Genomic DNA, 26,858 nt, shown 5'->3' on the forward strand with positions numbered 1-26,858 from the left:
GAGCCTTTAATATTTTTAATCTTTATAAAAAATTCCACACTAAAATCCGTCGTTCGCATACTCCTAATCTATAATTTAAATTACGCTTAAACTAAATTCACAATGATCCGTCGCTGCTACTTTCGCGGGGTTTAGGAAGCGGCGAAATTTTAGTGTAATACTCCTCCTTGCCGTTGTATTGGCGACTGAAAACGCCGTCCGGGATGGTAAAATTGCGCTTGGTTTGCGGATATTCTTTTAAATAGGCATCTAAAAATTTTGCAAACACCGGTGCTGCGGTACGTCCGCCACCCTCGACCTTTCGCATAGGTTTATAATCGTCGTTGCCGTACCAGATTATGATCTGCAAATCCGGCGTAAAGCCGCAAAACCATGCATCTATGCTATCATTTGAGGTGCCTGTTTTGCCCGCTATGTCGATGCCCTGCACACGCGCGCGAGTACCGGTACCGCGCTGCACGATATTTTTTAGTAGCGTAGTCATCAGATACGCCTGTTCAGGGCGCAGCACGCGGCGGCGCTCAGGCTCTATAAAGCGAGTTTTGCCGTCCTTATCGGTAATCGAAACGATAAATTTTGATTTTGCAGTAATCCCAAGCCCCGGGAACATCGAATACATCGTAGAGTATTCAAGCGGCGAAATTCCGTAGCTGCCGATAGCCACCGACAGGGCTGGCGGGACGTTTTTAAAGCCGAACTCGCCCAGCTTTTTTACCGCGCGATCAACGCCGATAGATTGCATCAGATTGATCGAGGCAAGGTTGCGCGAGCGAGTTAAGGCTTCTTTGATCGTGATGTAGCCGCTGTAAGTCTTGTCGTAATTTTTTGGCTTCCACGTTTTATCGCTGCCATCGTCGAATTCTCTAGCTATATCGGGCACCTCAGTCATCGTCGAGTAGCCCATATCAAGGGCGATTTGATAGACGAAAGGCTTGAAGCTGGAGCCGGTTTGGCGCTGGGATTGGCTGGCGCGATTGAAATTTGATTTCGCGTAATCCACGCCGCCTACTAAGGCTAAAATTTCGCCATTTTGCGGATGCGTGACGACCATAGCGCCGTTTACGTTGCTTGCATTGGCGTCTTTGTTGCGCTTTAAAATTTCATTGTAGCCGAAAACTAATGCATCTTGCGCCATCGCCTGCGCCTTTAGATCAAGGCTCGTATCTATGCGGTATCCGCCCGTGCGGACGTCCGGTAGAATTTTTTCCGCTTCTTTTATGATCTCATCTACGGCATACGGCGCTGCGTTTTGCGTGAGCGTTTCATTATAAATCGTAGGCTGCTCGTTCATCGCAAGCTCATATTCGGTCTTATTTATCCAGCCGAGCTCATGCATCCTATAAATCACGTTATTGGCGCGCGAAAGCGACAAATCTAGGTGCTTAGTAGGATCAAAGCTGCTAGGAGCTTTCGGTAAACCCACTAAAATCGCGATCTCTTTAAGACTCAAATCTTGCAAATCTTTTTTGAAATATCCTAAAGCCGCCGTGCGGATGCCGTAATATCCGTGCCCGAAATACACCTCGTTGAAGTAACGCTCTAGAATTTGTTCCTTGCTTAGGGCGTTTTCTATCTTAAGCGATAGGATCGCTTCTTTGATCTTGCGATCAAGCTTCTTTTCGCTCGAAAGAACTAAATTTCGCGTGATCTGCTGCGTAATCGTGGAGGCTCCTTCGACGAATTTCATCGCTTTGACATCCTTAATAATCGCCCTAAAAATCGCCTCGACATTCACACCGCCGTGTTCGAAAAACGCCGTATCCTCGATAGCTACGAGCGCCTCGATCACGCGGCCTGGAATCTCGTCGAATTTTACGTAAATTCTATTTTGTTCATTAAAAACATTGGCTATCAAATTGCCGTTGCGATCGTAAATTTTAGTCGTGAGCTCTGGATGATAATTGATTATGGAGTCCGATTCCAAGCGGATCTGCGAATAAAAATACAAAAAGATGCCGCCTGCTGCGAACGCGCAAACCGTAATAAAACTAAATAAAACTCTTACCATATAAACCTCTTTAAAATTTCCAGATCAAGCCCCATCGCCGTGAATTTTGACCCACGCGAGCTTTTGATATATTTTTCGTTAAAGCCTTCGATACTCATCGCACCCGCCTTGCCGCGCCAATCACCGCTAGCGATATAACCTTTTAAATCCGCTTCAGTAAATTCCGCAAATTCAAAGCTTGCGACGCTAAGTGCCGAAAGCTCTAACGCCTTACTGCAAAAAATCATCGCAGTATAAACGGCGCAGCTAGCACCGCTTTGGGCTCGCAGCATCCTTAACGCGTCCGCTTCATCCCGCGCCTTGCCTAAAATTTCGCCGCCGGCAAGCACAGAGCTATCGGCAAACAGCACTCTATCATAATTTTTATAAATTTTAAAAAACTGCACTTTCTTGGCTACAGCAACGCGGTAAGCATAGGTGCGTGCATCGTCCTTACTAACGCCGCTTTCGTCGAAATTAAAAGGAATTTGCGTAAATTCTACGCCGTTATCCTTTAGAATTTGTGCTCTAGTAGGCGAACTGGAAGCTAAATAAATCATCAAAACTCGCCCACCGTCACGCCTAGATAAACGCAAATCAGCGTGACTACGATATTTAACGGGATGAAATATTTAACGACGATGATTAAATGCTCATTCGCCTCAAGCTCATCTCCTGCATCCAAAGCTCGCTTCAAAGATGAAATTTTATAATGCATGTAGATAAAATTTAGTAGTATAAAGCCGGCGCCAGCCCACAACGTGGCAATCGCACCTTTTACCATAGGATCTGAAAATTTAAAACTTCCGCCGTCCGCAAGAAAAAATCCACTTACGCAAACGATCACCAAAAATAGTGCAAAGAACTGCTCATAGCGTTTCATATATCGTAAAATTTCTGCAAATTTTACATCCTTCGCATCCGCTTGGCTTTTACTGCTTAAATTCATAAAAATCCGCGCGATCAAAAATACGCAGATCTGCGCGCAGATCAAAAAAATCACGCTTAAAATGTGAATCAGCGGCAAAATTTGCGAGGCTTTGATGAAGCCGGTATCGATTTCGTTCAAATTTTACCTTTTGCGTAAGAGATCGCCTCTTTGATCGCTTCTTCGATTTTTAGCACATCCCTGCCGCCTGCGGTCGCAAAATCATCGCGTCCACCGCCGCCGCCGCCTAAAATTTGCGCCGCTAGCTTAACCCACTCGCCCGCTTTGATCGGCGCGTTTTTAACGCCTGCCGCGATTGAAATTTTGCCGTCGGTGCCTACTTGCATCAGCATTATCGCCGCCTTTTCGTGGCTATTTTTAAACTCGTCTATCATAGTTTTTATATCACCGCTTTCGACCGAGGCTACGCAAAGTTTAGTATCGCCGACATTTAAAAAAGCCAGTGCATGGGAGCTGCTTGCATGCTTGATCTGATCTTTTAGCGATCTGATCTCATCTTTTAATTTCTCAATCGCACGGAGAGGCTCAATCCCTTTTAGCTCCGCAGAAATTTCGGCAAGCTTAGCGCGATTTTGAAGCGCTAAATTTAAAGCAGCGCGCGAACAAACCGCCTCGATACGCCTAACACCCGCACTTACGCCGCTTTCTTTAACTATAAAAAACGGTCCTATCTCGCTTAAATTACGCACGTGAATTCCGCCGCAAAGCTCCTTACTAATCTCTCCGAAGCTCACAACGCGCACTTTTGAGCCATATTTTTCGCCAAAAAGCGCGATTGCACCGCTGTTTTTAGCGTCATCTATATCCATAATCTCAGTTTTTGCCGCACAGCCCTTGAAAACGGCATTATTTACAAATTCCTCTATTTTAGATAGCTCCTCGTCGCTAAGTGCCTTAGGATGCGAGAAGTCAAATCTTAAGCGGTCTGCTTCGACTAAGCTTCCTGCTTGAGCGATATGAGCCCCTAGCACCGCACGAAGCGCCGCGTGTAAAAGATGCGTCGCGCTGTGATGGCGTGCAATCTGCTCACGCTCCTCAGAAACCTTGAGCCCGACGATATCGCCAATTTTTAGGTTACGATTAAGGCGCAAGTGGGATAAATTTAGCCCATAAAATTTCTGCGTATCAAACACATCGGCTATGGACTCCACTTCGCCGCTATCGCCCGTCTGACCGCCGCTTTGTGCATAAAACGGAGTGATATCAAACATCGCCCAGCCGATATCGCCGGCTTTGAGCTCATCCACTTCCGCAAAATCCTCGTTAAGTAGCGCTAAAACCTTGCTCGTGCGGCTAAGCTCTTCGTAACCGCTAAATTTATTCTCGCCGAATTTCTCTAGCAGCGCCTTGAAATCGCCACGAACGTTTTTATCGCCGCTACCCTTCCATGCGGCTTTAGCTATCTGCCTTTGCTCGCTCATAAGCGAGTCAAATTTAGCCTCATCCACGCGCAAATTTTTCTCGCGCAGCATATCGGCGGTCAGATCGAGCGGAAAGCCGTAGGTATCATATAACTTAAACGCGACCTCGCCGCTAAAAATTTCTTTAGTGCGCGCAAGCTCCTCGTTAAAAAGCTCGATGCCGTTTGCCAAAGTGGCGAAAAACCGCTCCTCTTCGAGTTTGATCTGCTCCTTTACGGCTTGCTTTTTCTCGTTCAGATAGGCATAGTGCCCGCCCATCAGCTCGCATACTTTATCCACGAGGCGATACATAAAGGGCTCTTTTATACCGAGCAGATAGCCGTGGCGAACGGCACGGCGCAGAATTCTACGCAAAACATATCCTCTACCCTCGCGATTAAAATTTGTTCCCTGCGCTAGCAAAAACGTAACCGAGCGGATATGATCGGCGATGACGCGATAGCTCGCGCCGCTTTCATAAACGTAAGGTTTGCCGCAAAGCTTTGCAACCTCATCAATTAGCGGCATAAAAAGCGAGCTGTCGTAGTTGCTAAACTTGCCTTCTTTAATCGCCGTGACGCGCTCAAGCCCCATGCCCGTGTCGATGCTAGGTTTTGGTAGCGGAGTTAGCTTGCCGTCGCTGCTGCGCTCGTACTGCATGAAAACTAGGTTCCAAATTTCAAGAAATCTGTCGCCGTCGCCGCCCATGTAGTCCTCAGGCGTATTAAAGTGCTCGCCGCCTTGGTCGTAAAAGATCTCCGAGCACGGTCCACACGGTCCCGTATCGCCCATCGCCCAAAAGTTATCGTGGTCGCCGAAGCGATATATGCGCTCCTGCGCTATGTGGCGCGCCCAGAACCCAAACGCTTCGTCGTCCTTTTCGTGCACGGTGACGTAGAGTTTTTCTTTGGGAAGCTTTAAAATTTCAGTGATAAACTCCCACGCATAGGCGATCGCTTGCTCTTTAAAATACTCGCCGAAGCTGAAATTTCCAAGCATCTCAAAAAACGTATGGTGGCGCGCGGTGTAGCCGACGTTGTCTAGGTCGTTGTGCTTGCCGCCGGCGCGGATGCAGGTCTGACAGCTCGTGCGGATAGGCGGCGTCGGGCGCGGTACGGCTCCTGTAAATATACTTTTAAACGGCACCATGCCCGCATTGGTAAAAAGCAAGCTATCATCATCTGGCACTAGCGGCGCGCTGGGGATGATCTGATGCCCCTTGCTTGCAAAGAAATTTAAATATTCGCTTCTAATATCCATGATTTGTCCTATTTCAAGTTAAATTTTAAAGGCGCATTTTAGCTAAATTAGATTTTAAAAATTATAAATTTTAACCATTCTTAGTTATAATGGCGCGAAAGATTAAATTTAGGGCATGGCGATGAAAAAAAAGATAGCGATCATAGGCATGGGCGAGCTTGGTCAAAAGCACTTCAGCGAGCTAAGAAGGAGCGATTATTTCGAGCTTGTAGCGCTTTATCATAAGGGCAGCAGTGAAAATTTCGGCCCGCGCTATCCGGTCTTTGATAATCTAACCGATCTTTTTAACGTCGCCAAGCCCGACGCCGTAGTCATCACGGCTCCCCCGCCATCGCATAAAGAGCTGATTTTAAAATGCCTACCGTTTACCAAAAATATCTTTGTAGAATCTCCGCTCGCACAAAGCCTAGCCGAAGCTAGAGAGATAAATTACGCAGTCACTACTAACGGCACGCGCCTAGCCGTAGGCTACTCCGACCGCTACAATCCCGTCATCGTATCCTTGCTACGCGAGCTTGCCAAGGGGGATAAAATTTTTTCGATGAGCTTTGTAAGCGGTTTTGCAAACGATGATAGAGCAGATATTGTCGCCAATGCCCTTTTTAGAGATATCGATCTTGTGCGGCTGCTTTCTCACAGCGAGATCGCCTGCATAGAACTTAGCAAAAATATCTCTAAAGAGCGCACTCTAGCCGCATGCGCGACGCTTCACACAAAAAGCGGCTGCTATTGCACGCTAATGCAGTCCAATCTCTATCCGATCAGGCGCCACGGTATCGAGATTTGCACCGACAGCGGTGTGTATTTCGGCGATCTAATCTCAATAACTCTTTTTAAAATTACGCCTGACGGGCGCGTAAATCTGCGCGTCGATCGCGACGATTTTTCGCTACGCCGCGAACACGAAGCGTTTTGCGCGATGTGCGACAGCAGCACTAACGCAGGTCTTGCAAGCGTTGAGGACGCGATAAAAATCAGAGAAATCATCTCATGAAAAAAGCCCTAATTTTACTCAACATGGGCGGTCCGAACAATCTGAGCGAGGTTGAAGTTTTTTTAAAAAATATGTTTAATGACCCCTTTATTTTGGGCGTTAAGAGCGATTTTTGGCGTAGCGTTTTAGCCGCGCTCATCGTAAAAAGCAGAACCGCATCGGCACGCAGCAACTACGAAAAATTGGGCGGGCGCTCGCCGATATGCTCCATCACCGAAGCGCTTTGCGAGCGGGTAAATTTACTCGCGCGAGCAAAATTAGGCGCGGGATTAAAATTTGAAAATGCAGCGGATGCGGGCGCCGCGAATGAGCCGCCGCAAGACATTTCATTGCAGAGCAAGCCGCCGCAAGACGCCCCGACGCAGAGCGAGGCGCTGCAAAATGAGGCGCCGCAGAATGAAAAACCGATAGACGAGCTGGTTTGCGATTATGCGATGAATTACACGCCGCCATTTGCAGAAGATGTGCTTAAAAAATACGCGGATTTTGACGAGACAATTTTGATGCCTTTGTATCCGCACTTCTCAAAAACTACGGTGCAATCTAGCCTGTGCTCTGCCGAGGCGGCACTTAAGCGGCTCGGTATAAAAAATTATAAGATAGTTGATATTTTCTACGATAGCGCCGCTTACAACGAAATTTTACTAAATTTAATCGCGAGCTGCGTCGCAAAATTTAGTGCGGATGAAATTTCGCAAATTTCGCTCATATTTTCTGCGCATTCGCTGCCGATAAAAATGATCGCCGCGGGCGATCCCTACGAGGCACAGGTAGAGGCGCACGTGGAAATTTTAAAAGATCTGCTGGCTGCGCGCGGGATTAAATTTAAAGAGATCATTTTGGCGTATCAATCGCGCCTTGGCCCCGTGAAGTGGCTAGAGCCCAATATCGCGGACGTTTTGCGAGATCTGCAAAGCAAAAAAGCACTGATATTCCCGATCGCGTTTTGCGTGGATAACTCCGAGACCGATTTTGAGCTGGATATTTTTTATCGAGCCAGGGCGCGCGAGCTGGGTTATGAATACTACGAAGTGTGCAAATGCCCGAACTCCCGCGAGGATTTTGCGAAATTTATACTCGCGCAGGCGCTGTAAATTTAGAGATTAAAATTTAATCTTTCCGTTTGGATTTTTTTATATTCTTTATGAAGCTTGAGGATTGAATACAACGCGGATAAAAAGAGCAATATACTAGTTAAGCTTAGCATTTTCCTTTGAAAATATAATTTATCCCAATCCTCTGCATTTGAAGTATGTTTTTTTGTTCCATCGCAATACCCGTATTCATTTAAAAATCTCTCCGACATTTTAATTTTTACGCAAATTTGATCTATATAGTTTTTGTAAATTAAATCACAAAATTGCATACCGAATTGTTCATAATCTGTCTTGCTATTTCCGATATGCAGATCAAAAATTTTACCGCTTCCTCGCACGGATATATTGCAGCCGGTTCCGCCACGATAGCTATCATATTTATGAAATTCGCTTATAGTTCCAACAAAAACAAAAGGATCTTCTATATTTTTTCTACTAGGTGCGCTTTGATATGCTATCAAAAGAAGTATCGGTGCGATAAATGAAACGCAAACAACGATTAGCGTTATAAAAGTATGCTTCCGATCAAAGCCGAATTTAATCAAATCATACCAATAATCTACGTAGTAAAGCGGGTTTTTCATTGTATTCCTTTAGTAGCTTTTGGCAAATCAGAATATTCTTGTAGCGATTTAAAACCACCTGTAATAAGTACACCTTTTATCAACACTTCCTCTACTCATCTATATCTCCTTTATTAAAATTAAGGCATTGGAATTTTGAGCGTCAGAATTTTCCTGTGAGCCTCGCTCTAAATTTTGACGTCGTTCGTTTAGAATTTTCTTTAGCTCTTCGAGCCTTGCCTCGTTCATCCTTATCCCCACTAAACCGCCTATTTAGAAGTCTAAATTTAACCCCCAAGCTAAATTTCAGAGCTTTCCTTGTGCGCCTTTATAGACGTTTTTCACGTCGTAAACCAGCGAGCCTGCATAATCAAGCTCGAAAAACTGCTTATGCGCTACGGCGATTACGACGCAGTCAAATTTGCGCAAGTCGGGCTTTTGCAGCAGATCGATGTCGTAGTATCTCTTGGCGTCGGCGGCGCTCGCCCAAGGATCATAGACGCTTACCTCGCAGCCGAAATTTTTAAGCTCGTTTATCATATCTACGACGCGCGTATTGCGGGTGTCGGGGCAGTTTTCTTTAAACGTAAGGCCCAAGATCAAGACCTTCGCGCCCTTTACCTTTTCGTCGTATTTTATCATCATCTTAACGACCTCCGTAGCGACGTAGCTTCCCATATTGTCGTTGATGCGGCGGCTTGAGAGGATGATTTCGGGGTGATAGCCCACCTCGGTCGCCTTCTGCGCCAGATAATATGGATCGATGCCGATGCAATGTCCGCCTACGAGTCCCGGACGAAAGCTTAAGAAATTCCACTTCGTAGCCGCCGCGTCGATGACGTCGTTGGTGTTGATACCGAGCTTGCCGAACAGAATCGCAAGCTCGTTGATAAAGCCGATATTGATGTCGCGCTGGGTGTTTTCGATCACCTTCGCGGCCTCGGCGACCTTTATGCTGCTAGCGCGAAAGGTACCGTTTTGCAGGATGCTAAGATAGACGCTATCTACGACGTCCAAAGCCTCAGCAGTGCTTGCCGAGACGATCTTTTTGATCTTAGTGACGGTGTGAATTTTATCGCCCGGATTGATCCGCTCGGGCGAATATCCGCAGAAGAAATCGCGGTTAAATTTTAGCCCGCTAGCTCGCTCCAGTACCGGCACGCAGTCCTCCTCCGTAGCGCCCGGATAGACGGTGCTTTCATACACGACGATGTCGCCCTTTTTAAGCACGGCGCCGACGCTTTCGCTGGCCTTTAATAGCGGCGTAAGATCGGGACGATTTAGCCTATCTACGGGCGTCGGCACGCACACGATATAAAAATTGCTCTGCCTCATATCATCTAGATTTGCGCTAAATTTAAGCCCGTTTCGAATCGCCGCAGCAAGCTCATCGTCGCTAAGCTCCAGCGTGCGATCGTGCCCGACGCGCAGCTCGTCTATGCGCTCTTGCGAGACGTCAAAGCCCACAACCTCGTGTTTCGCCGCAAACGCCGCCGCCAAAGGAAGCCCCACGTAGCCAAGTCCGATTATTGCTATTTTCATTTTTCCCTCACTTGCTTTCATATTTTCCTCTTTTCTTTGCGTTAAATTTCATCGTTAAATTTCGCAGCCGAACTCGCTAAATTTCATACCCGCGCAGACATACAGCACGAATTTATAGCGCTGCGTCTTAAAAATTTAAAGCAATTAAGCTTGCTCGCCATTTTGCTTGCGTTACTTGCGCGACGGCAAATTTAAAATTTTGCCTTGATATGAAATTTTACTACCGCGCCAAAATCCCGCGTTACGATAAAATTCCATCGCCGTGCCGTTAAAATTTTACGCCGATAAATTCTATGCCGCTAGAATTCTGCGCTATAAAATTTAAACGCCGTAAAATTTCAAAAAGCCGCGCCTAATTCCGTGAAATTTCATCGCCGCAAAATTTTAAAAAACCTCGCGAAATTTAGCAAATTTAATCTTTAATTTCAACTGCCTCATCCTTGATCTCGACCTTTTGCGTAGCGTTTGCGTCGGCTGCGGGCTTTAGATAGCCCTCCTCTATCAAAATTCCTACCGCGCGCTTAAAGATCGGCAGCGCGTTTTGAGCGGCGTAGTAGCTGCCCCTTTTAGGCTCGCGCACCAAAACGCCGATCGTGTAGCTGGTGTCCGCGTCGTTGGCAAAGCCAAAAAACGAGCTATTATAGGCGCTCGAATAGCCGCCCCCCTTAGCGATACGCGCAGTGCCCGTCTTGCCGCCGATTTGCAGCCCCGCTACCCGCCCTTTGCGCCCCGTGCCACTCTCAACCGTTTTGATTAAAATTCCTTTTATTACGTCAGCGGTAGGTTTAGAGATTACCTGGTGGGTTTCGCTTTCGTTAACGGTGTAAGTTTTGCCATTATTTTCGAGATTTTCGACTAGGCGCGGGCTAATCATGACGCCGCCGTTGTTAAAGACGGTATAGGCATTGAGCATCTGAAGGAAGGTCATCTGCGCACCGTAGCCGTAGCTGATCGTGGCTTTGTAAATTTTATTATTCAGGCTTTTGATGCTTGGGATATTTCCACTTTGCTCATACGGCAGATCAATGCCCGTTTTTTGCGACATACCAAAGTTCATCAGCCCATCATAAATAGCCTGCCCCTCCAGCCGCTCCGAAATTTTAATCATTCCAATATTTGAGCTGTGGATGATGATCTCCTCGCCGCTCATCTGCTTAGCCGGGTGCGTGTCGCGGATCGTGCGAGTACCAAGCTTATAGCTGCCGTTATAGGTATTAATGATCTCGCCCGGTTTGACGGCTTTGGCATCATAGGCGATTGCGAAAATTATCGGCTTCATAATCGAGCCCACTTCGTAGGCGTATTCGCTCGCGGTAAAATTTAAATTCTTAAGATCGTTTTTTGTGATGTTTGAGGGATCATAACGGGCATTGGTCGCAAGAGATAAAATTTTGCCCGTTTTGGAGTTCATAATGCCCACCACGATTTCTCGCGCATCGTAATTATCAGCGCCCTCATCGCTTAGGCGCTCTATCTTTCTTTGCAGCGTTAGTGGCACGCTTAGACGGACGTTGTAGCCGTCGATCCTGCCCGTTTTTTTGCTGCTGCGCTCTAGGATGATGTTGCCGCCGATATCGCGCGGGCCGATGATAAACTCATCTCTAACCGGCGCTAGATAATACTCGTAGTATTTCTCGATCCCTTTGATGCCGCTAACCTTGGTGATACCATCAACCTCTTTTTTATTGATATAGCCGATTAACGGAGTGAGCGAATCGCCGACATTGTAGCTGCGCTTCTCGCCGCTTTCGGTCACGCTCATGCGGATAGGCGGATTTAACCTGCCGTTTGAGCCTATGAAGCTGACAAAGACCTTTTTTAAATTTAGCTTATACGCAAGCTCTTTTAGATGCACTGCGGTTTTGGCATCGATCTTATACGACAGCACGGTCGTGCCGCCAGAGCCCTCGATCGCGCTTTTGACGCGCTTTTCACTATCGCCCGTGTAGATGCAGTATAACCGTACGAAAAGATCAAGCTTGTTTTTATCGATGCTGCGCGCATCGACGCTAACTTTGTAGAGTTTGACGGAATTTGCCGCGACGTAGTTATCTTTTGCGATTATCGCGCCGCGGATCGCGCTGTTGGTTTCATTGACATCCAGGCGCGGTAGCTTGCGCTCAGTGCTGCCCCAAAAATATAAAATCGCCAAAAATACAAAAAGCGCCGCCGGCACGAATATAAACATCACAATAATCATACCGACCGAGGAGCTTTTATCTCTTTGCCACATCTTATTTCTTTAAAATTCTAAATTCCGCGCATTTTTTACGCTGCTGCATCTCAAGCTTTGACTCAATGCTGCGCTCCGCGCGGAACTTTAAGATCCGCAAAGCGCTCAAAGCCGCTATCTTGCGCACTAAGCTCAGCAAATAGAGCGAGGAATTCCGCTCGCGGCATCTCTTTAGCACCCATAAATTTCAGATGCTCGTTCATAATCTGACAATCGATTAGAAAGCCGAAATTTGCAAGCACCTCACAAAGCCTAATCAGCGCGACTTTCGAAGCGTTGCTCTTTAGGCTCAGCATACTCTCGCCGCAAAACACCCGCCCAAAAATTAGCCCGTATAGCCCACCCACAAGCTCGCCGTCCTCGTATGTCTCGACGCTGTGAGCGTAGCCGTCTGCTGCCAAACGCGAGTAAGCCTGCACGATCTGCTCGCTGATCCACGTGCCGTCGCTCTCTTTTTTGCGCACGTCTTTGCAGCGCTCGATGAAGCCCTTAAAATTTGCGTCAAATTTCACTTCATATCGCTTAAGATAGGGCTTGATGGACTTTTGCACACGCACTTCACGCGGATCAAGCACTGCGCGTGGATTGGGCGACCACCATAAAATCGGCTCATCCTCGCTAAACCACGGAAATATCCCTGCGCTATAAGCGCTAAGCAAACAATCCTCGCTCAGATCGCCGCCACTTGCAAGCGGCGCAAAATCGGGCGCATCCATAGGATCTGGAAAATCGTAAAACCGAGCCATTATTTAACGACACTGCTTTGAGCTAGTGCGGGTTGCTTTTTTTCTATCTGTGGCAAAGGCGTAGAAGCAAAGCTAAAGCTTAGCTCGCCGTCTTTTACGCTCACGCTAACTAAGCCGCCCTCTTGCAGCGCGCCAAAAAGCAGCTCGCCGCTTATATGATCGCTGATCTGAGAGCTGATCTCGCGCTTTAAATTTCGCGCGCCAAACTCATCCGAATAACCGCGTGAGATAATCAAATCTTTTGCTTCCTTGTTTAGACTAATCTTTACGTTCTTTAGCTGCGACTCCAGCTCGCCGATAGTCTTATCCACGATCTTTTCTAGAATTTCGGTGCTTAGGCGGTTGAAATTTATGATTTTATCGATACGATTGCGAAATTCTGGCGCAAAGAAGCTTCTTATAGCACTATCTACTTTATAGCTCTCATCTTTTGTAAATCCGACCTGCGGCGCTTCTTTCGTGCCTAAATTCGACGTCATTATTATGATCGTATTTTTAAAATCGGTCGTAACGCCGTTATTATCGGTAAGACTTGCGTTATCGAAAATTCCTAAAAAAATATTCGTCATGCTAGGATGAGCTTTTTCTACCTCATCAAATAAAATGACGCTATATGGGTGCTTTTTGATGTTATTCGTTAAAATTCCACCGTTTTCAAAGCCCACGTATCCAGGAGGTGCTCCGATGAGCCTCGAGACGCTGTGAGCTTCCATATATTCGCTCATATCGTAGCGCTCAAAATGTACTCCAAGCTGCGCGGCTAAGACCTTGGCTAGCTCACTTTTGCCCACGCCGCTGCTACCTGCGAACAAAAATACCCCGATCGGAGAGCTTGCGCCTCCAAGCCCGGCATAAGAGCGCAAAAGTGCCTTGCAAAGGCTGCTAACCGCCTCATCTTGACCGAAAATTTCGCGCTTGATATTAGCTTCCAGATTTTTTAGTACTTGTTTATTATCGACACTACTGCTTAAATTTGCGATATTCGCGCTAATCGAAAGCGTATTTACCAAATCGTCCTTACTGATTTCAAGCGGAGCTTCGTGCGGCTTAAACGCAAAGCTCGCACCCACCTCATCGATGAGATCAATGGCGCTGTCGGGAAGGAATTTATCACTTTGATATTTTTTAGCAAGCGTTACGCTATCTCGCAAAATTTCGTCGCTAAATTTCACGCCGTGAAATTCCTCATATTTTTTGGCTACGCCTTTTAAAATTTCGACGCTATCGTCAATGCTAGGCTCGCTTACATCGATCTTGCAAAACCTGCGGCTAAGCGCTTTATCCTGCGAAAACGAGCGGTATTCGCCGTATGTAGTAGCGCCGATGACCGATAGCTCGCCGCTTGCAAGCGAAGGTTTTAGGATGTTTGACATATCAAGTTCGTTGCGATTGCCCGTGCCTGCGCCAACGATCGTGTGAATTTCATCGATAAATAAAATCGCGTTTTGATTGGCGCTAAACTCGTCTATGAGATCCTTTAGCCTCTCCTCAAACTCCCCGCGCAACGTAGTGCCTGCGATCAGCGCGCCAGCATCAAGGGCGTAAATCACCTTGTTTTTTAACTTTTCTGGCACTTCGCCGCGGACGATTTTTAGCGCAATACCCTCGATGATCGCGGTTTTACCAACTCCTGCTTCGCCCACTAAGATCGGATTATTTTTCTTGCGGCGACAGAGGGTTTGCAGCGTCTTTTCGATCTCTTTTTCGCGTCCGATGAGTGGATCGATCTTACCTTCAAGCGCAATTTTATTGAGATTCGCTGTATAAAGTGAGCTAGGCGAGTCTTTTTTAATATCGCGCTCGTTTATGGCGTCCTTTTCGCCCTCAAACGCAGGCTCAAATTCCGTATTCTGCCACTGCCTGCGGCTTTCGTCATAATTCATCGCATGCGTGATATCATCGATATCGTATGAGTTTAGCTTAATCGCTGCGGCTTCATCGCGAGAAACGACCTCATCACGGTGATCGAAAGCGGATTTGTACTTTCGCACGATAAGCTCAAAAATTGCAGCATTGATACCGTAGTGATTTAAAATTTTAGTGCAGTCGTTTTCCTTATCATTTAGAATTTTAAGCATAAAATCGAGCTCGTTTTTAGGCTCTTTAGCGTTATTTAATTCAGTATAGAACTGCTTAAATTCTATCGTCTGCGCCGGATCCTTACCGCTTGATTTAGGCATCATATCCAAAAGCCCGCCCAGATTATCCAAGATATTTAGGTAGTTAATATCCGGAATTTCTTTGGCGATGAGCCCATGGAAGGGCTTATTGTATTTAAAAATCGCATAAACTACGTGCGAAGTAGTGATATATTCGTCCTCGCCGTCGTTTGCGACGCTGATTGCTTGTTCAAAATGTTTGTTTAAAAAAAATCCTATCATTGCTTTCCTTTAAATTTAATCCTCTTCGATCTCACATCTAAGAGGGAATCCTGCGGCCTTTGCCGCTTGTAAAACCGCTTGTTGCTTGCACTCGGCTATCTCTTTAGGATACGCGCCGCAAACCGCGCGACCCTGCTTGTGCACTTTCATCATTAAATCTACGGCGTCGTTAAAGTTTTTGGCGAAAATCTCCATCAAAATATAAACCACGAAATCCATCGTCGTCACGTCGTCGTTGAGTAAAATTACTTTATACGGACGAGGCACAAAAGATTTTGTTTTGGCGCGAGTGCGAATCTGCACGCCGGTTTTAGTTGCCATTTTTTATCCTGGCAATATCGCTTTTTATCACATCGGTATCGACCATGCCTAAGTAATACGGCTTGCCCCGCTCATCGCCCTCGTTAATGTCGGTAAGCCTTTGATATTTTCCATCTTTAAGCACTACTTTAAAAGGGATCGAAAGCGCATGGCGATAACCGATGTCGCTTAAAATTTGACCCACTATGCGCTCGTTTTGTTTTGAATTGGAGATGAAATAATACGCGTTGAACTTTTTCGTAAAATTTTCGATCACTTGCGCGTCCGTAATGTCCTCGAAATAAATCAAGCCGACCATCAGAAAATCCGCGGAATTTTTTAGCTGAAAGTCCATCAGATGCGGCGCTTCGATGCGGCACGGCTGGCAGTAAGTACCAAAAATATCAAACATTAAAATTTTATCGCTGTCCGCAAGCTTAAAGCCCTTTTCTGTCCGCTCGATCGTTACCTCACCGCCTACGACGCTTTTAAGCGTAAATCGTTCGCCCGTTTTAAACGGCGTAAAAGCTACCTCCTCGCCGCTCTCGCCGCCAATACGCTCGCCACTTTTATCTTGAGCGGAATTTTTTGCCATCTGATTCTCGCTCGCGGCAGGATTCTCGCCCGCAGAGCCCGTCTTTTTCTGCGAATCATCTCCGCAGCCATTTAAAACAAAAATCGCCAAACATGATAGTAAAAATTTCTTCATTGCATTTCCTTCGGGTTTAAATTTAAAGCCCGCATTTTAACCAAAGTTTTGTGAATTTAAAATGAATGCTTGTCGTATCGCTTCATCGCGCTTTGCGCTTCGCGGTCGGCTTCCTTGCGCTTTAGCGATTCGCGCTTGTCGTGCAGATTTTTGCCACTAGCCAAAGCGATACGCGCCTTTACGCGGTTTTTATCATTCAGATACAGCGACAAAACCACGATAGTAAGGCCCTCTTTACTAACCGCGCCAAGCAGCTTATCGATCTGCTTTCGGTGCATCAAAAGCTTTCGCGCAGCCCCTTCGTCTGGACGAAAGTGGGCGTTGGTGCTTTCAAGATAGCTGATATGGGCGTTTAGCAAAAACAGCTCACCGCGGATCACGCGACAGAAGCTATCTTTGAGATTGCCCCTGCCCGCGCGCAGAGCTTTGACCTCGCTGCCCTTTAGCACGATGCCCGCTTCAAAGCTTTCAAGTATCGTAAAATCGTGAAATGCCTTGCGATTTTTACTCAGTTCTTTCATCTTTTTCCTTCTAAATTTGGCCCTAAGCTTAGCCCGTTTTTGCTTAAATTTAAAAGCGGGCGAGCGAATTTTAAATTTTATCTTTAAAATTTAGCTTTTAAATTTTAACCGCGCGCCTTGGAATTCTTATTTTAAGAAAAACACGCTGCTGCCGCTACCGCTTAAAAACATATCGCGATACTTGCTCATCTGCGGATATAGCTTTATGCACGGCGCGAAAAGATCGTTTAGCTGAAAGCCGCCATATTGCGCCAGCAGCTGCTCGCTGCTTAAACGCAACATCTCTTGCGCCTGCGCGGCGTTTATATTTTGCATAAAGCTTGCGCGAAACTCATTATAAACCGCGCCGGTGGAGCAAAAGATCGCGGGCGTTAAAATTTCGATCGCGGGCAAGAGGTCCTCGAAAGGCTCGATGATCTCGCCGATGCCGCGCACGTTTGCGGCCTCAAACCCGCTAACAAAAAACGCGACGTCTGCGCCGATATTTTGCGCGATCGCTATAAGCCGCTCGCGCGAAATTTTTAAGCTTAATTCCTCGTTCGCAAGCCGCAAAAACGCCGCCGCGTCGCTACTGCCGCCACCAAGACCCGCGCCGATCGGAATACGTTTTTTAAGCACGATCTTGTGCGAGCTGAAAAACTCCGCAAGCTCGCGCGCAAAGCCCGCCTGCTCGAGCGCCGCCTTGGCTTTTAAAATTATATTGTCCTCAATCTGCGCGGCGCCACATTCAAGCGCAAAGCCGCTCGCGCGCTCAAAGCTTATCTCATCAAAAAGCTCCCTGCGCAGCACGAAGCGCGAGGCGATCTCGTGGTAGCCGCCGCGCGTGCCGACGACTTTTAAAAAAACATTGATCTTTGCATAAGCCTTCAAATTTTACTCCTTCCACGCTTTGGCGCGTTTGCGTTAAATTTAGCCCTCGGCAAGCCCACCTAGCGCGATTAAAATTCCGATCCGCGCGCGAGTTAAATTTCAGCATACAGCGAAACCCTATCTAGCACGATTACAATTCCGAGCTAGCAAAATTCTAACCGCACCGCCGCACGGTGCGAAACTTGATCCGCAATCGCAGCGCCCGATACGTAAATTTTATAAAGCGCGGAAATTCAGATCCACAATACACGCGGCTAAATTTCAGCTTGCAACGCAAATCTATCCGCGTAATTAAAATTCTAAACCGAGCCGCCAACCGAAGTCGCACAGCCGTATGCCGCGCCAGATCGCAAATCTAGCTTAGCGGTGCGCCGCAAAATCAAACCCATCGGCGCAGACTACGCATTACCGCGAGTGGGAATTTTATTCGACAAGGACCGCTTGCCGCGACACTAAGCTCCGATCTGCGCGCTTTTTAAATCATTAAATTTTAATCTCGCGGCGCATCGCCATCGCGCGGCACAAGCAAATTTAAACGCCGCCAGCCGCTCCGCCGCGTTTAAATTTAGCCCCGCAGATTTATTCCTTTTCAAAAGCGAGCGTCGCCCGCCTAGCCGCACGTTTAAATTTACGCCGCCTGAGACCGATTTGCGATCTGTGCGCAACAAAAAAGCGTGATCTCTCGCTCGTTGCTCCACACGATAAAATTTAACCGCGCATAGCGGCGCGCTATGCGAGCAAATTTAAAACACGCCGTATTTATAACCGCTCAAATTTCAAGCCAGGGCCGCCCGATTAAAATTCCGTCTCAGGCTGGAGGTGCCGATTAAAACACGCCACCCGCGATCGGAACGTCATTCCAAAGATACCTCACCTCACCCGCGCCAATCTCGATGATCGAGTAAAAATCGCCGCAAATAAGTAGATAGCGCCCGTCCGAGCGGCTCGCCAGATCCTTTGCGGCAAGCTTTTTACCCAAGATCACGTCGCGCGCGTCGCCGTCGTAAAAGTTTGGCGCGAGGTCCAAAAACTCGAGCGGATTTAGCGCCGCCTCATCCGCAAAGCGCGGATCTTGCAGGTCAAAAACTCCCTCACTCTCCCGCCTAAGCGCACTTAGCGTGCCCGTGGCGCCTAGCTTTTCTGCAAAAATTTGCGCGAAAGAGCGCACGTAGCCGCCTTCGCTGAGTGCGACGCGAAAGCTCACGAAGGGATGAGCGTAGCTTAAAATTTCGACATCAAAAACCCGCATCGAGGCCTCTTTCAAGCTCACCTCTTCGCCCGCGCGAGCGAGCTTGTATGCGCGCACGCCGTCAATTTTCTTAGCGCTGAAAGCGGGCGGGATAAATTTTATCTCGCCGCGCATTTGCGCCATCGCGGCATCTAAAACCTCGCGCGAAAGCGGCGGAATTTGCTCCACGCGCCCTATGTTTTCATTATCGCCGCTTGGGCTTTGCGCGCCCAGCCACAGCGTCGCAGCGTAAACTTTTGGCTCCTTTTTTAAAAACCTAAAAAAGCGCGCGTATTGCCCGAATGCCACGATCAGCGCGCCGCTCGCAAAGGGATCAAGCGTGCCGCTAAAGCCCGCCTTTTTCACGCCGTATTTGCGCTTAAGAGTACTTAAAAATTTATTGCTGCCGATGCCCGCGGGCTTGTCCGCCAAAAACAATCTATTCATAAGAGCCGATCTTTTCTACGAAATTTGACATTATCACGCGCGAAATTCCGCCGAAATTTATAGTGAGCCGATCGCCGTTTACCGCCGTGATCTGTCCGATACCAAATAGCTTGTGTTTGATCAGCTCGCCCTTACTAAAGCCGCTGCTTTGCTCGCGCGGCGGCTCTTTAGCTACCAAACCCGCCTCGGATATAAACCTGCTAGCATCGAGCCTCTCGCGCTTGCCGCGATAAAAGCGGCTAGCGGCAAAGCTAAGCGTAAGCGTGCGCTTGGCGCGCGTAATCGCTACGTATGCGAGTCTGCGCTCCTCCTCAATGTCGCTACTATCGCCCAAAAGCGGGAAAAACCCCTCCTCCAGCCCGATTACGAAAAGATGCTCGAACTCAAGCCCCTTGCTTGCGTGCACGCTCATTATGTTTATCGCATCTCCCATGATGGCGTCCTGATCGCTAAGAAGGCTCAGCTCGTTTAAAAATTCCGCCAGATCAAAATCGGGCTTATTGCTCGCTTCGTCCTTTAGCATAGCCAAAAACTCGTCGATGTTCGCTACCCGGTCGGCGCCGTCCGGAAGCGAGGCGTAGTAAGCCTTTAGCCCGAAAACGGGCTCCAGCGCCTCTATTTTTTTGATAGTATCGGCTAGCGCGGAGATAGAAGCGATGCCACTTTTAAGCTCGGATAGGGCCTGCGCCGCCTTGGCGCTAAGCCCCGCGTCAGGCTCGCTAAAAGCGTCGAATAAACTGATGAGCCGCAAGCGCGAAAGCTCCTCGAGCCTCGCCAGCGAGACCTTGCCGATGCCGCGCTTGGGCACGTTTATGATCCGCCTCATCGAAAAGTCGTCGTGCTCGTCGTTTACTAAGCGCAGATAGGCGATCGTATCCTTGATCTCGGCTCGCTCGTAAAATTTCACGCCGCCTACCATTTTATACGGGATTTTGGCGCGATTCAGCCCCTCTTCCAGCGCGCGCGAAAGAGCGTTTACGCGGTAAAGTACGGCGATTTGAGAGGGCGTTACGCCGCTTGAAAGCAGCTTTTTGATAGCTTCTGCGATCTTTGCCGCCTCGATACTCTCCTCGTCTGAACGCAAAATTTCGATCTTTTCGCCCCCGCCGTTCATGCTAGTAAGGCTCTTGCCGAGGCGGTTTTTGTTATGCGAGATGAGCTCGTTGGCGGCATTTAAAATTTCATCCGTGGAGCGGTAGTTCTGCTCGAGTTTAATAAATTTTACGTTTGAGAACTGATCTTTAAAATTTAGAATATTTTCTATCCGTGCGCCGCGCCAGCCGTAGATACTCTGATCGTCATCGCCCACCACCACGAGGTTTTCGTGCACGGTACAAAGCTTTTGCAGCAGCTTGAATTGAATGTCGTTGGTGTCCTGATACTCATCGACCGTGATATAGGCGTAACGGCGCGAAATTTCATCGCATAGCCGCTCATTCGCGCTTAAAATTTTATACGGCAAGATCAGCAGATCATCGAAATCCACAAGATTATTCGCCGCCAAATACGCCTCGTAGCGCTTATACGCTCTAGCGCAATGCGCGTAAAATCCGCTATACATCCTGCTTAGCTCATCGTCCTCGCCCTTTAGAAGCTCGTCGATATCTTTGGGATCAATCAAGGAATTTTTATAGGTTGAAATTTTAGCCGCCAATAGCGACGTGGGCAAATTTATCTCAAAGCCCTTGATGATCTTTTTCTTATCGTCGGTATCGATTACTTGGAAGTTTGCGCTACGCCCAAGCTCGCTAATATGAAATTTCAAAAACAAAAGCCCGAATTTATGAAAGGTGCACAAAAGCGGCACGCTGCTTAAATTTAGCCCGCTTATCAGATTAAGCGCTCGCGAGCGCATCTCGGCGGCGGCTTTGTTCGTAAACGTAAGCGTGAGAGTATTTTCCGCAGGCACGCCGTTTGAGAGCAAGTAAGCAAGGCGCGCGGTGATCGTTTTGGTTTTGCCGCTGCCCGCACCCGCTAAGATTAACATCGCTCCGTCCACGTGGCTCGTAGCCTCGCGCTGAGCGGGATTAAGACCTTCTAAAATATCGCTCATTTTGAGAAAATTTTACGCGATTTTTCGCGCTTAAGCCACTCGGATTCGGGACTAGAAAAATTTACCGCGATGGGCTTGCCGTCCACGACGATCTGCAAGACCGCGTAAAACGGCACGCTAAGCGTGCTTGCAAAATCCTGCGGTCCAAATCCCGCCTCGAAAACCAGCTCATCCTTGCTAAGATGCGCGCTAGAAAGCGTGTATTCCTCCAGCTGCAAAAAGATCGCGGGTATTTTGAAGCTTTTTAAAATTTCCTCCGGCAGCGGCGGGTCAAATTTTATCTGATCCGTCCTCGCAACGATGCCAAATCCGCATCCAAGAGCCAAAACGTAGTCCAAAACCGCGCCTATATTCGCACTGCTCGCAGCGATAAATTTATCGTCTTTTAAAATTTTATCTATCATCCTAATCCCTCACAAACTCATCTACAAGCGCCGCGACCTGCTCTATACCGATGCGCCAAAACTCGCTTTTATTGATGTCAAACCCGAATTTCGCCACTAGCTTTTGCGGCGCGTCGCTGCCGCCCGAGCTTAAAAACTCAGTGTAAATTTGAACGAAATTTTCGAGCCTATTGCTCTTATACAGCCCGTAAAGCGCAAGCACAAAAAGCTGCGCGTAGGCATAGGAGTAGCAGTAAAACGGCGTGTGAACGAAGTGCGGGATGTAGCTCCACCAGCTTTTGTAATGATCCTGCAAGATTAGCTCGCCCGCAAACATCTTGCGCGACTCCTCCATCCAAAGCTCACCCACCTGCTCAACGCTTAGCTCATCCGCGCTCGCATGCACGCGCCGCTCAAAGGTCGTAAATCCGATCTGGCGGTAAAGCGTAGCGAAGATATCCTCGATCTTTGCCGCAAGCATCGCTCTTAGCGCGGCCTTGTCGCTTGCGGTCTGCGAGGGCGTATCCGTATCGCGCGCTGCGTATTCGCACGAACCCGCAGAGCTTTGCGAAGCGGCGTGTTTTACGGCGTGCTCGCTTGGAATTTCACCACCCTGAGCCTCTTGCGAAGCATCGCGCTTTAAATTTTGCGAACTGTCCGAGGCGGCGGCGCTTTTTAAATTTTGCGAGCCGTTTAAATTTGAAAAATTTTCGCGCATATAATCAAACACCAGCATCTCACAGAAAACCGACGCAGTCTCAGCCGTCGTTAGCGGCGTAAAGGAGTTAAAATAGCCCACGCAGTAGCTTAGATACTGATGTATCGCGTGCCCCAGCTCGTGCGCGAGGGTAAATATGTCGCGGCGCTTGCGCGTGAAATTTAAAAGCACGAAGGGATGCGTATCGCGCGAGCCGGAATGCGAAAATGCGCCGCTTTGCTTATTTTGCGCGGGCATTGCGTCGATCCAGTTTCGCTCAAATGCCACCTGCGCGATCTGCTTAAATTTCGGGCTAAATTTTTCAAACGCCGCAAGCACGATCTGCTTAGCCTGCTCGAAGCTAAACTCGCTCTCGTCGCCCCCAAGAGGCGCGTATCTGTCGTAATCATACAGCGCGTCGTAGCCTAAAATTTCGCGCTTTTTGGCGTAAAATTTGCCGACTAGACCGAAGCTTCGCTCCGTCTCTGCGATCAGCGCATCGACGCTTGCGATGTTTATCTGATTTTCCTCGTGCATCACCGCCTCAGCTTTATCGTAGCCGCGCAGCTCGCAGCGAATTTTAAGATCGGTTTTGATCATATTGTAGATGTAGCCAAGCAGGTGAGAGTTTTGCTCTAGCACCGCACTTAGCGAGGCTGCGGCGTCCTTTCGCACCTCGCGATCGGAGCTATGAAGCAGACTTAAAATTTCCTCCTCGCCAAGCTTGCGCCCGCGAAAATCAAAGCTCATCCGCGCCATACTTTCGTCAAAAAGCCGCGAAAACGCCTCGCCGCTTACGGGCGAAGTTTTTAAAAGCACGCTTTCTTGCGGCAAGCTTAGCTGGTGGGCCTTGCGCTGCTTAAGCAGGCTCAAATAATATCTGAATCTCCCGCTCCCTGCGATAAATTCGTCCTGTTTTGCGGCGTCAAGCTCGTTAAACTCGAGCTCGAAAAAAAGCAGGCTCTGCGAAATATCGTTGCAAGCCTGCTCCGTCTTGGCCTGCTGCGCTCCAAGGCTCGTATCTCGCGCAAAGCTAAGATGTGCAAAGCTCATTATCTTGCCGATCTGCTCGCTGATGCTCTCATAAAGTTCAAGCGCGCCTAAAAATTCCTCCGCGCTAAGGGCGTGCAGCTTATCTTTAAATTTAAGCTCAAAATCCCTAGCCTGCGCGGCCGCGCTATCTATCGCAGCGCTAAATTCCGCTTCGTTTGCAAACAGCTCGCCTAAATTCCAATTCATCGATTTCCTTTTAAAATTTTTGGATAATTTTATCAAAAAAGAATAAGTAAAATTTTAAAAACCGCAAATCCGCCGTCTAAGCGGAATTTGCGGTAAATTTTAAGGTGAGTTATTTTTGCATACTTTGCGACGCGATCGCCGTAAAAATCACGTCCGTGGAGCTATTGATCGCGGTTTCTACAGAGTCTTGGATTACGCCGATGATAAAGCCGATCGCGACGACCTGCATTGCGATATCGTTTGAGATATTAAAGAGCGAGCACGCAAGCGGTATCAGCATCAATGAGCCGCCTGGCACGCCGCTAGCGCCGCACGCACCGACTGCCGAGACCACGCAAAGCAGTAGCGCCGTCCAAAAATCGGGGCGCACGCCGAGCGTATGAGCCGCGGCAAGCGCCAAGATCGCGATTACCACCGCAGCGCCCGCCATATTTATCGTAGCTCCCAAAGGGATCGAGATCGAGCTTAGCTCGTCGCTGATACCGAGCTTTTTGCATAAATTTAAATTTACCGGGATATTCGCCGCCGAACTGCGGGTGAAAAACGCCGTGAGGCCGCTTTCGCGCAGGCAGGTAAATACGAGCGGATATGGATTTTTCTTAATCACCGCAAAGACGATGAGCGGATTTACCACGAGGGCTACGAACGCCATCGCGCCTACGAGCACAACTACGATTCGCGCATATCCAAGCAGCGCATCGACACCGGTTTGATACACGGTAGAAGCTACTAAGCCGAAAATTCCAAACGGCGCGAGCTGGATTACGAACTGCACGATTTTAGTTACCGCTTCGCTCAGATCGGTAAAAATTTTCTTTGTTTCATTAGTACAAAATTTAAGCGCGACGCCAAGACCTATCGCCCAGGTTAAAATTCCTACGTAATTTCCGTGCGCGATAGCGTTTAGCGGATTATCTACGACCTTAAAAAGCAGATCTTTTAGCACGATCCAAACGCTCGCAGGAGCGGTATTTTCTGCCGCACCGACATTGCTTAGAGCAAGCTGCGTCGGAAATAAAAAGCTGGCTGCTACCCCCACGCACGAGGCTAAAAAGGTGCCTACGATATATAGAACAACCACGCGTTTTAAACCGCTTGCGCTGCCGTATTGTTTATTTACGATCGAGCTTAAAATCAAGATAAAAACTAAAATCGGAGCTACCGCTTTAAGGGCGCCTACGAATAAATTTCCTAAAATTTCCGCAAAAGCTACTACGTTTATTAAAAACGAATTGTGCTCTGCCGCAATATCGCCTGCCGTCGAACGCGCGGCAAAGCCCAAAATGGCGCCTATTATCAAGCCTGTAACTATGCGCAGAACTAGATTTTTATCTTTGTAGCTGGCTACTAATTTTTGAATCGAACTCATTTTTTACCTTTCAATCAAAACGTCGTTTGAAATATATCGAAATTTTATTTAAGCGCATTTAAATTTGGGCGAAATTTCGTAATTTTTAGTCAATCTTAAAACCTCGTTAGATAAAATGCCCCGAAATTTTAATCAGGAGCAGATATGTATCTATTTACCAGCGAGGTCGTAAGCCCCGGTCATCCGGATAAATGCGCCGATATCATCGCAGACAGCATCGTGGATGAAATTTTAAAGCAAGACCCCAACGGGCGCGTCGCAGCGGAGGTTTTCATCGCAGGCAAACACGTAGTAATCGGCGGCGAAGTAAACGCCAAGATCGATTTTACTCACGATGATTACCGCCACATCGTAAAGGGCGCGCTTAGCAAGATCGGCTACAACGACAACCCTCATTTCACGCGCGCACAGTGCCTGCATCCGCAGGATCTGCAAGTGGACGTATTTTTAAACCAGCAAAGCCCCGACATCAACCAAGGCGTCGATCAAGAGGGCGGCGAGATCGGAGCGGGGGATCAGGGCATAATGTTCGGTTTCGCAAGCTGCGAAACGAAAAATTTTATGCCGGCGGCGATCACCTACGCGAGGTTTCTTTGCGATCACGTTTATGCCTACGCAAAATCCCATCCCAACGAGCTTGGTGTCGATATTAAGACGCAGGTTACAGTCGATTACGGCACGAAGAGCAATTTTGAGGAGTGCAAGCCGCAAAGCATCCATACGATCGTGGTTTCAGCGCCCTGCGTGGAGAGCATGAGCATCGAGCGCGTCCGAGATCTGATCGGAAATTTGATCGATTCGGCGGGGCTTCCGAAGGAGCTTTACGACAAGAGTAAAACGATCATCTACATCAATCCTACCGGCCGCTACGTAAATCACAGCTCGCTTCACGACAGCGGTCTAACGGGGCGCAAACTGATCGTAGATAGCTTCGGCGGCTACAGCCCGATAGGCGGCGGCGCTCAAAGTAGCAAAGACTACACTAAGGTCGATCGCAGCGGGCTTTATGCGGCGCGCTACATCGCCAAAAATATCGTCGCAGCAGGGCTTGCGAAAAAATGCATCGTCCAGCTCAGCTACGCAATCGGCGTCGCAAAGCCCGTCAGCGTCAGCGTCGATTGTATGGGGACAAATTTAGGCGCGGCTAGCGACGATGAGCTATCTGCTTTCGTGCTTGAAAAATTTCCGCTCACGCCGCGCTGGATCATCGATAAATTCGGCCTTGATCGCCCGGGCAAAGGAAGCTTTCTCTACGCCGACGTCGCAGCGCGCGGACAGGTCGGAAACGACGAATACCCGTGGGAACAGCTTGACAGCGTGGAGCTTTTTAAGGCTTTGAAATAAAATTTTACGCTTTGCAGTAGCGCCTTTTTAGCTTACGGCATTCGCTAGGCTTGCAGCAGCGAGCCTAGCTCAATATTCTACGCGGCTTTGCAGCCGTGTAATTTATCGCGCGCCCAAAAGTAGCGTTGCAGCAAAATTCTCCATCAAAATTCTAAGCCGCGAAATTTAAGAGTTTTCGCATGTAGAATCGAATTTTAAAATTTTAAGCCCAGCTCGCGCAAAATTTTAAAATTGGCGCGCTGAAATTCCAAGGCTGAGCCCGTCTAGTTTAGTGATAAATTCTAACTAGAGCAGGCTTTAAAAGTATTTGCATACAAGCTTTAAATCTGCAATCGCTTAAAATGAAATTTGACCTACAAAATTTTTTCTAACGCGCTTTTTACTTAATCTCCGAAAGACAAAATTTTAAATTCTCCCTACTTGTGATGTTTAAGCGTGTAAATTTTAAAATTTTGCATTTTATTTGAAGTTTGCCGCTTTTATATAGAAAGAAAGACCCGAAGCAAATTTCATTTAAAAGCGGCATTTGCAAGATAAAAGCGCTGA

22 protein-coding genes are annotated in these 26,858 nt (G+C 47.9%); 3 read left to right on the top strand and 19 right to left on the bottom strand.

Annotation, left to right across the window (positions count from 1 at the left end; all coding sequences use genetic code 11):
* Positions 1 to 97: 97 nt before the first annotated feature.
* From Q0620_RS08570 to alaS, 4 genes are read right to left on the bottom strand one after another with little or no spacing between them, the layout of a single operon-like run.
* Positions 98 to 2,008 carry a PBP1A family penicillin-binding protein gene (locus Q0620_RS08570; protein ID WP_298784499.1) on the bottom strand — a complete coding sequence of 637 codons (1,911 nt, stop codon included), beginning with the start codon at positions 2,006 to 2,008 and terminating at the stop codon, positions 98 to 100.
* On the bottom strand, positions 2,002 to 2,547 hold the full coding sequence (maf, locus tag Q0620_RS08575) for a septum formation inhibitor Maf (protein WP_298784501.1): 546 nt from the start codon (positions 2,545 to 2,547) through the stop codon (positions 2,002 to 2,004). Before maf ends, Q0620_RS08570 begins: the two co-directional genes overlap by 7 nt.
* The gene (locus tag Q0620_RS08580; protein WP_297961846.1) at positions 2,547 to 3,056 is read right to left on the bottom strand and encodes a hypothetical protein; all 510 of its coding nucleotides are present in this window, start codon (positions 3,054 to 3,056) and stop codon (positions 2,547 to 2,549) included. Before Q0620_RS08580 ends, maf begins: the two co-directional genes overlap by 1 nt.
* On the bottom strand, positions 3,053 to 5,596 hold the full coding sequence (alaS, locus tag Q0620_RS08585) for an alanine--tRNA ligase (RefSeq protein WP_298784503.1): 2,544 nt from the start codon (positions 5,594 to 5,596) through the stop codon (positions 3,053 to 3,055). Before alaS ends, Q0620_RS08580 begins: the two co-directional genes overlap by 4 nt.
* 121 nt (positions 5,597 to 5,717) lie before the next feature.
* On the opposite strand from alaS, the gene Q0620_RS08590 reads away from it, so the two are divergent.
* Together Q0620_RS08590 and hemH are read left to right on the top strand one after the other, a co-directional pair.
* On the top strand, positions 5,718 to 6,590 hold the full coding sequence (locus Q0620_RS08590) for a Gfo/Idh/MocA family oxidoreductase (RefSeq protein ID WP_297880129.1): 873 nt from the start codon (positions 5,718 to 5,720) through the stop codon (positions 6,588 to 6,590).
* Positions 6,587 to 7,684, top strand: coding sequence for a ferrochelatase (gene hemH, locus Q0620_RS08595; RefSeq protein ID WP_298784505.1), 1,098 nt, complete (start codon positions 6,587 to 6,589; stop codon positions 7,682 to 7,684). The genes Q0620_RS08590 and hemH overlap by 4 nt, the downstream gene beginning before the upstream one ends.
* 2 nt (positions 7,685 to 7,686) lie before the next feature.
* Here hemH and Q0620_RS08600 read toward each other — a convergent pair whose 3' ends face one another.
* The 15 genes from Q0620_RS08600 to sstT form a co-directional block, all read right to left on the bottom strand.
* Positions 7,687 to 8,271 (bottom strand): hypothetical protein, encoded by a 585-nt coding sequence (locus tag Q0620_RS08600; protein ID WP_298784506.1) that lies wholly within the window; start codon positions 8,269 to 8,271, stop codon positions 7,687 to 7,689.
* Positions 8,272 to 8,370: 99 nt separating this feature from the next.
* Positions 8,371 to 8,499, bottom strand: coding sequence for a hypothetical protein (locus tag Q0620_RS08605; RefSeq protein ID WP_297882610.1), 129 nt, complete (start codon positions 8,497 to 8,499; stop codon positions 8,371 to 8,373).
* Positions 8,500 to 8,556: 57 nt separating this feature from the next.
* Positions 8,557 to 9,792 (bottom strand): nucleotide sugar dehydrogenase, encoded by a 1,236-nt coding sequence (locus Q0620_RS08610; RefSeq protein WP_298784507.1) that lies wholly within the window; start codon positions 9,790 to 9,792, stop codon positions 8,557 to 8,559.
* A gap of 412 nt (positions 9,793 to 10,204) precedes the next feature.
* A complete protein-coding gene (locus Q0620_RS08615) occupies positions 10,205 to 12,025 on the bottom strand; it encodes a penicillin-binding protein 2 (protein ID WP_298784508.1) in 1,821 nt (606 codons plus the stop codon).
* A 62-nt stretch (positions 12,026 to 12,087) separates the two neighbouring features.
* The gene (gene aat / locus Q0620_RS08620) at positions 12,088 to 12,771 is read right to left on the bottom strand and encodes a leucyl/phenylalanyl-tRNA--protein transferase (protein ID WP_298784509.1); all 684 of its coding nucleotides are present in this window, start codon (positions 12,769 to 12,771) and stop codon (positions 12,088 to 12,090) included.
* Positions 12,771 to 15,152, bottom strand: coding sequence for an AAA family ATPase (locus Q0620_RS08625; protein WP_298784511.1), 2,382 nt, complete (start codon positions 15,150 to 15,152; stop codon positions 12,771 to 12,773). Before Q0620_RS08625 ends, aat begins: the two co-directional genes overlap by 1 nt.
* A 15-nt stretch (positions 15,153 to 15,167) precedes the next feature.
* Positions 15,168 to 15,473: an ATP-dependent Clp protease adaptor ClpS gene (locus Q0620_RS08630; RefSeq protein WP_005871755.1), complete on the bottom strand. Its 306-nt coding sequence runs from the start codon at positions 15,471 to 15,473 to the stop codon at positions 15,168 to 15,170.
* Positions 15,463 to 16,161: a TlpA family protein disulfide reductase gene (locus Q0620_RS08635; protein WP_298784513.1), complete on the bottom strand. Its 699-nt coding sequence runs from the start codon at positions 16,159 to 16,161 to the stop codon at positions 15,463 to 15,465. Before Q0620_RS08635 ends, Q0620_RS08630 begins: the two co-directional genes overlap by 11 nt.
* Before the next feature lie 56 nt (positions 16,162 to 16,217).
* Positions 16,218 to 16,682 carry an SsrA-binding protein SmpB gene (gene smpB / locus Q0620_RS08640; RefSeq protein WP_177386608.1) on the bottom strand — a complete coding sequence of 155 codons (465 nt, stop codon included), beginning with the start codon at positions 16,680 to 16,682 and terminating at the stop codon, positions 16,218 to 16,220.
* 126 nt (positions 16,683 to 16,808) lie between these two features.
* Positions 16,809 to 17,552, bottom strand: a complete 744-nt coding sequence (locus Q0620_RS08645; protein ID WP_298784516.1) for a 4-(cytidine 5'-diphospho)-2-C-methyl-D-erythritol kinase — start codon at positions 17,550 to 17,552, stop codon at positions 16,809 to 16,811.
* Positions 17,553 to 18,378: 826 nt separating this feature from the next.
* Entirely contained in the window at positions 18,379 to 19,227 is an 849-nt protein-coding gene (gene truB / locus Q0620_RS08650) for a tRNA pseudouridine(55) synthase TruB (RefSeq protein WP_298784518.1), read from the bottom strand.
* Positions 19,220 to 21,280 carry a UvrD-helicase domain-containing protein gene (locus Q0620_RS08655; RefSeq protein ID WP_298784520.1) on the bottom strand — a complete coding sequence of 687 codons (2,061 nt, stop codon included), beginning with the start codon at positions 21,278 to 21,280 and terminating at the stop codon, positions 19,220 to 19,222. Before Q0620_RS08655 ends, truB begins: the two co-directional genes overlap by 8 nt.
* A complete protein-coding gene (locus Q0620_RS08660) occupies positions 21,277 to 21,684 on the bottom strand; it encodes a hypothetical protein (RefSeq protein WP_298784522.1) in 408 nt (135 codons plus the stop codon). The genes Q0620_RS08655 and Q0620_RS08660 overlap by 4 nt, the downstream gene beginning before the upstream one ends.
* Before the next feature lies 1 nt (position 21,685).
* Complete coding sequence (locus Q0620_RS08665) at positions 21,686 to 23,599, bottom strand: M3 family oligoendopeptidase (protein ID WP_298784523.1); 1,914 nt, start codon at positions 23,597 to 23,599, stop codon at positions 21,686 to 21,688.
* 109 nt (positions 23,600 to 23,708) lie between these two features.
* Positions 23,709 to 24,968 carry a serine/threonine transporter SstT gene (gene sstT, locus Q0620_RS08670; protein WP_298784524.1) on the bottom strand — a complete coding sequence of 420 codons (1,260 nt, stop codon included), beginning with the start codon at positions 24,966 to 24,968 and terminating at the stop codon, positions 23,709 to 23,711.
* Positions 24,969 to 25,112: 144 nt separating this feature from the next.
* On the opposite strand from sstT, the gene metK reads away from it, so the two are divergent.
* Complete coding sequence (metK, locus tag Q0620_RS08675; protein WP_298784525.1) at positions 25,113 to 26,312, top strand: methionine adenosyltransferase; 1,200 nt, start codon at positions 25,113 to 25,115, stop codon at positions 26,310 to 26,312.
* Positions 26,313 to 26,858 lie beyond the last annotated feature (546 nt).

It is taken from the genome of uncultured Campylobacter sp., from assembly GCF_938017615.1.
GTDB lineage: Bacteria > Campylobacterota > Campylobacteria > Campylobacterales > Campylobacteraceae > Campylobacter_B.

Excerpts from the sequence above, each read along its gene's own strand:
- Q0620_RS08660 (WP_298784522.1), bottom strand. The coding sequence starts at position 21,684 with ATGATAGATAAAATTTTAAAAGACGATAAATTTATCGCTGCGAGCAGT.
- Q0620_RS08635 (WP_298784513.1), bottom strand. The coding sequence starts at position 16,161 with ATGAAGAAATTTTTACTATCATGTTTGGCGATTTTTGTTTTAAATGGC.
- Q0620_RS08590 (WP_297880129.1), top strand. The coding sequence starts at position 5,718 with ATGAAAAAAAAGATAGCGATCATAGGCATGGGCGAGCTTGGTCAAAAG.
- Q0620_RS08605 (WP_297882610.1), bottom strand. The coding sequence starts at position 8,499 with ATGAACGAGGCAAGGCTCGAAGAGCTAAAGAAAATTCTAAACGAACGA.
- maf (WP_298784501.1), bottom strand. The coding sequence starts at position 2,547 with ATGATTTATTTAGCTTCCAGTTCGCCTACTAGAGCACAAATTCTAAAG.
- sstT (WP_298784524.1), bottom strand. The coding sequence starts at position 24,968 with ATGAGTTCGATTCAAAAATTAGTAGCCAGCTACAAAGATAAAAATCTA.
- Q0620_RS08655 (WP_298784520.1), bottom strand. The coding sequence starts at position 21,280 with ATGAGCGATATTTTAGAAGGTCTTAATCCCGCTCAGCGCGAGGCTACG.
- Q0620_RS08630 (WP_005871755.1), bottom strand. The coding sequence starts at position 15,473 with ATGGCAACTAAAACCGGCGTGCAGATTCGCACTCGCGCCAAAACAAAA.
- Q0620_RS08600 (WP_298784506.1), bottom strand. The coding sequence starts at position 8,271 with ATGAAAAACCCGCTTTACTACGTAGATTATTGGTATGATTTGATTAAA.
- aat (WP_298784509.1), bottom strand. The coding sequence starts at position 12,771 with ATGGCTCGGTTTTACGATTTTCCAGATCCTATGGATGCGCCCGATTTT.
- metK (WP_298784525.1), top strand. The coding sequence starts at position 25,113 with ATGTATCTATTTACCAGCGAGGTCGTAAGCCCCGGTCATCCGGATAAA.
- hemH (WP_298784505.1), top strand. The coding sequence starts at position 6,587 with ATGAAAAAAGCCCTAATTTTACTCAACATGGGCGGTCCGAACAATCTG.
- truB (WP_298784518.1), bottom strand. The coding sequence starts at position 19,227 with ATGAATAGATTGTTTTTGGCGGACAAGCCCGCGGGCATCGGCAGCAAT.
- Q0620_RS08625 (WP_298784511.1), bottom strand. The coding sequence starts at position 15,152 with ATGATAGGATTTTTTTTAAACAAACATTTTGAACAAGCAATCAGCGTC.
- Q0620_RS08665 (WP_298784523.1), bottom strand. The coding sequence starts at position 23,599 with ATGAATTGGAATTTAGGCGAGCTGTTTGCAAACGAAGCGGAATTTAGC.
- alaS (WP_298784503.1), bottom strand. The coding sequence starts at position 5,596 with ATGGATATTAGAAGCGAATATTTAAATTTCTTTGCAAGCAAGGGGCAT.
- Q0620_RS08615 (WP_298784508.1), bottom strand. The coding sequence starts at position 12,025 with ATGTGGCAAAGAGATAAAAGCTCCTCGGTCGGTATGATTATTGTGATG.
- Q0620_RS08570 (WP_298784499.1), bottom strand. The coding sequence starts at position 2,008 with ATGGTAAGAGTTTTATTTAGTTTTATTACGGTTTGCGCGTTCGCAGCA.
- smpB (WP_177386608.1), bottom strand. The coding sequence starts at position 16,682 with ATGAAAGAACTGAGTAAAAATCGCAAGGCATTTCACGATTTTACGATA.
- Q0620_RS08610 (WP_298784507.1), bottom strand. The coding sequence starts at position 9,792 with ATGAAAATAGCAATAATCGGACTTGGCTACGTGGGGCTTCCTTTGGCG.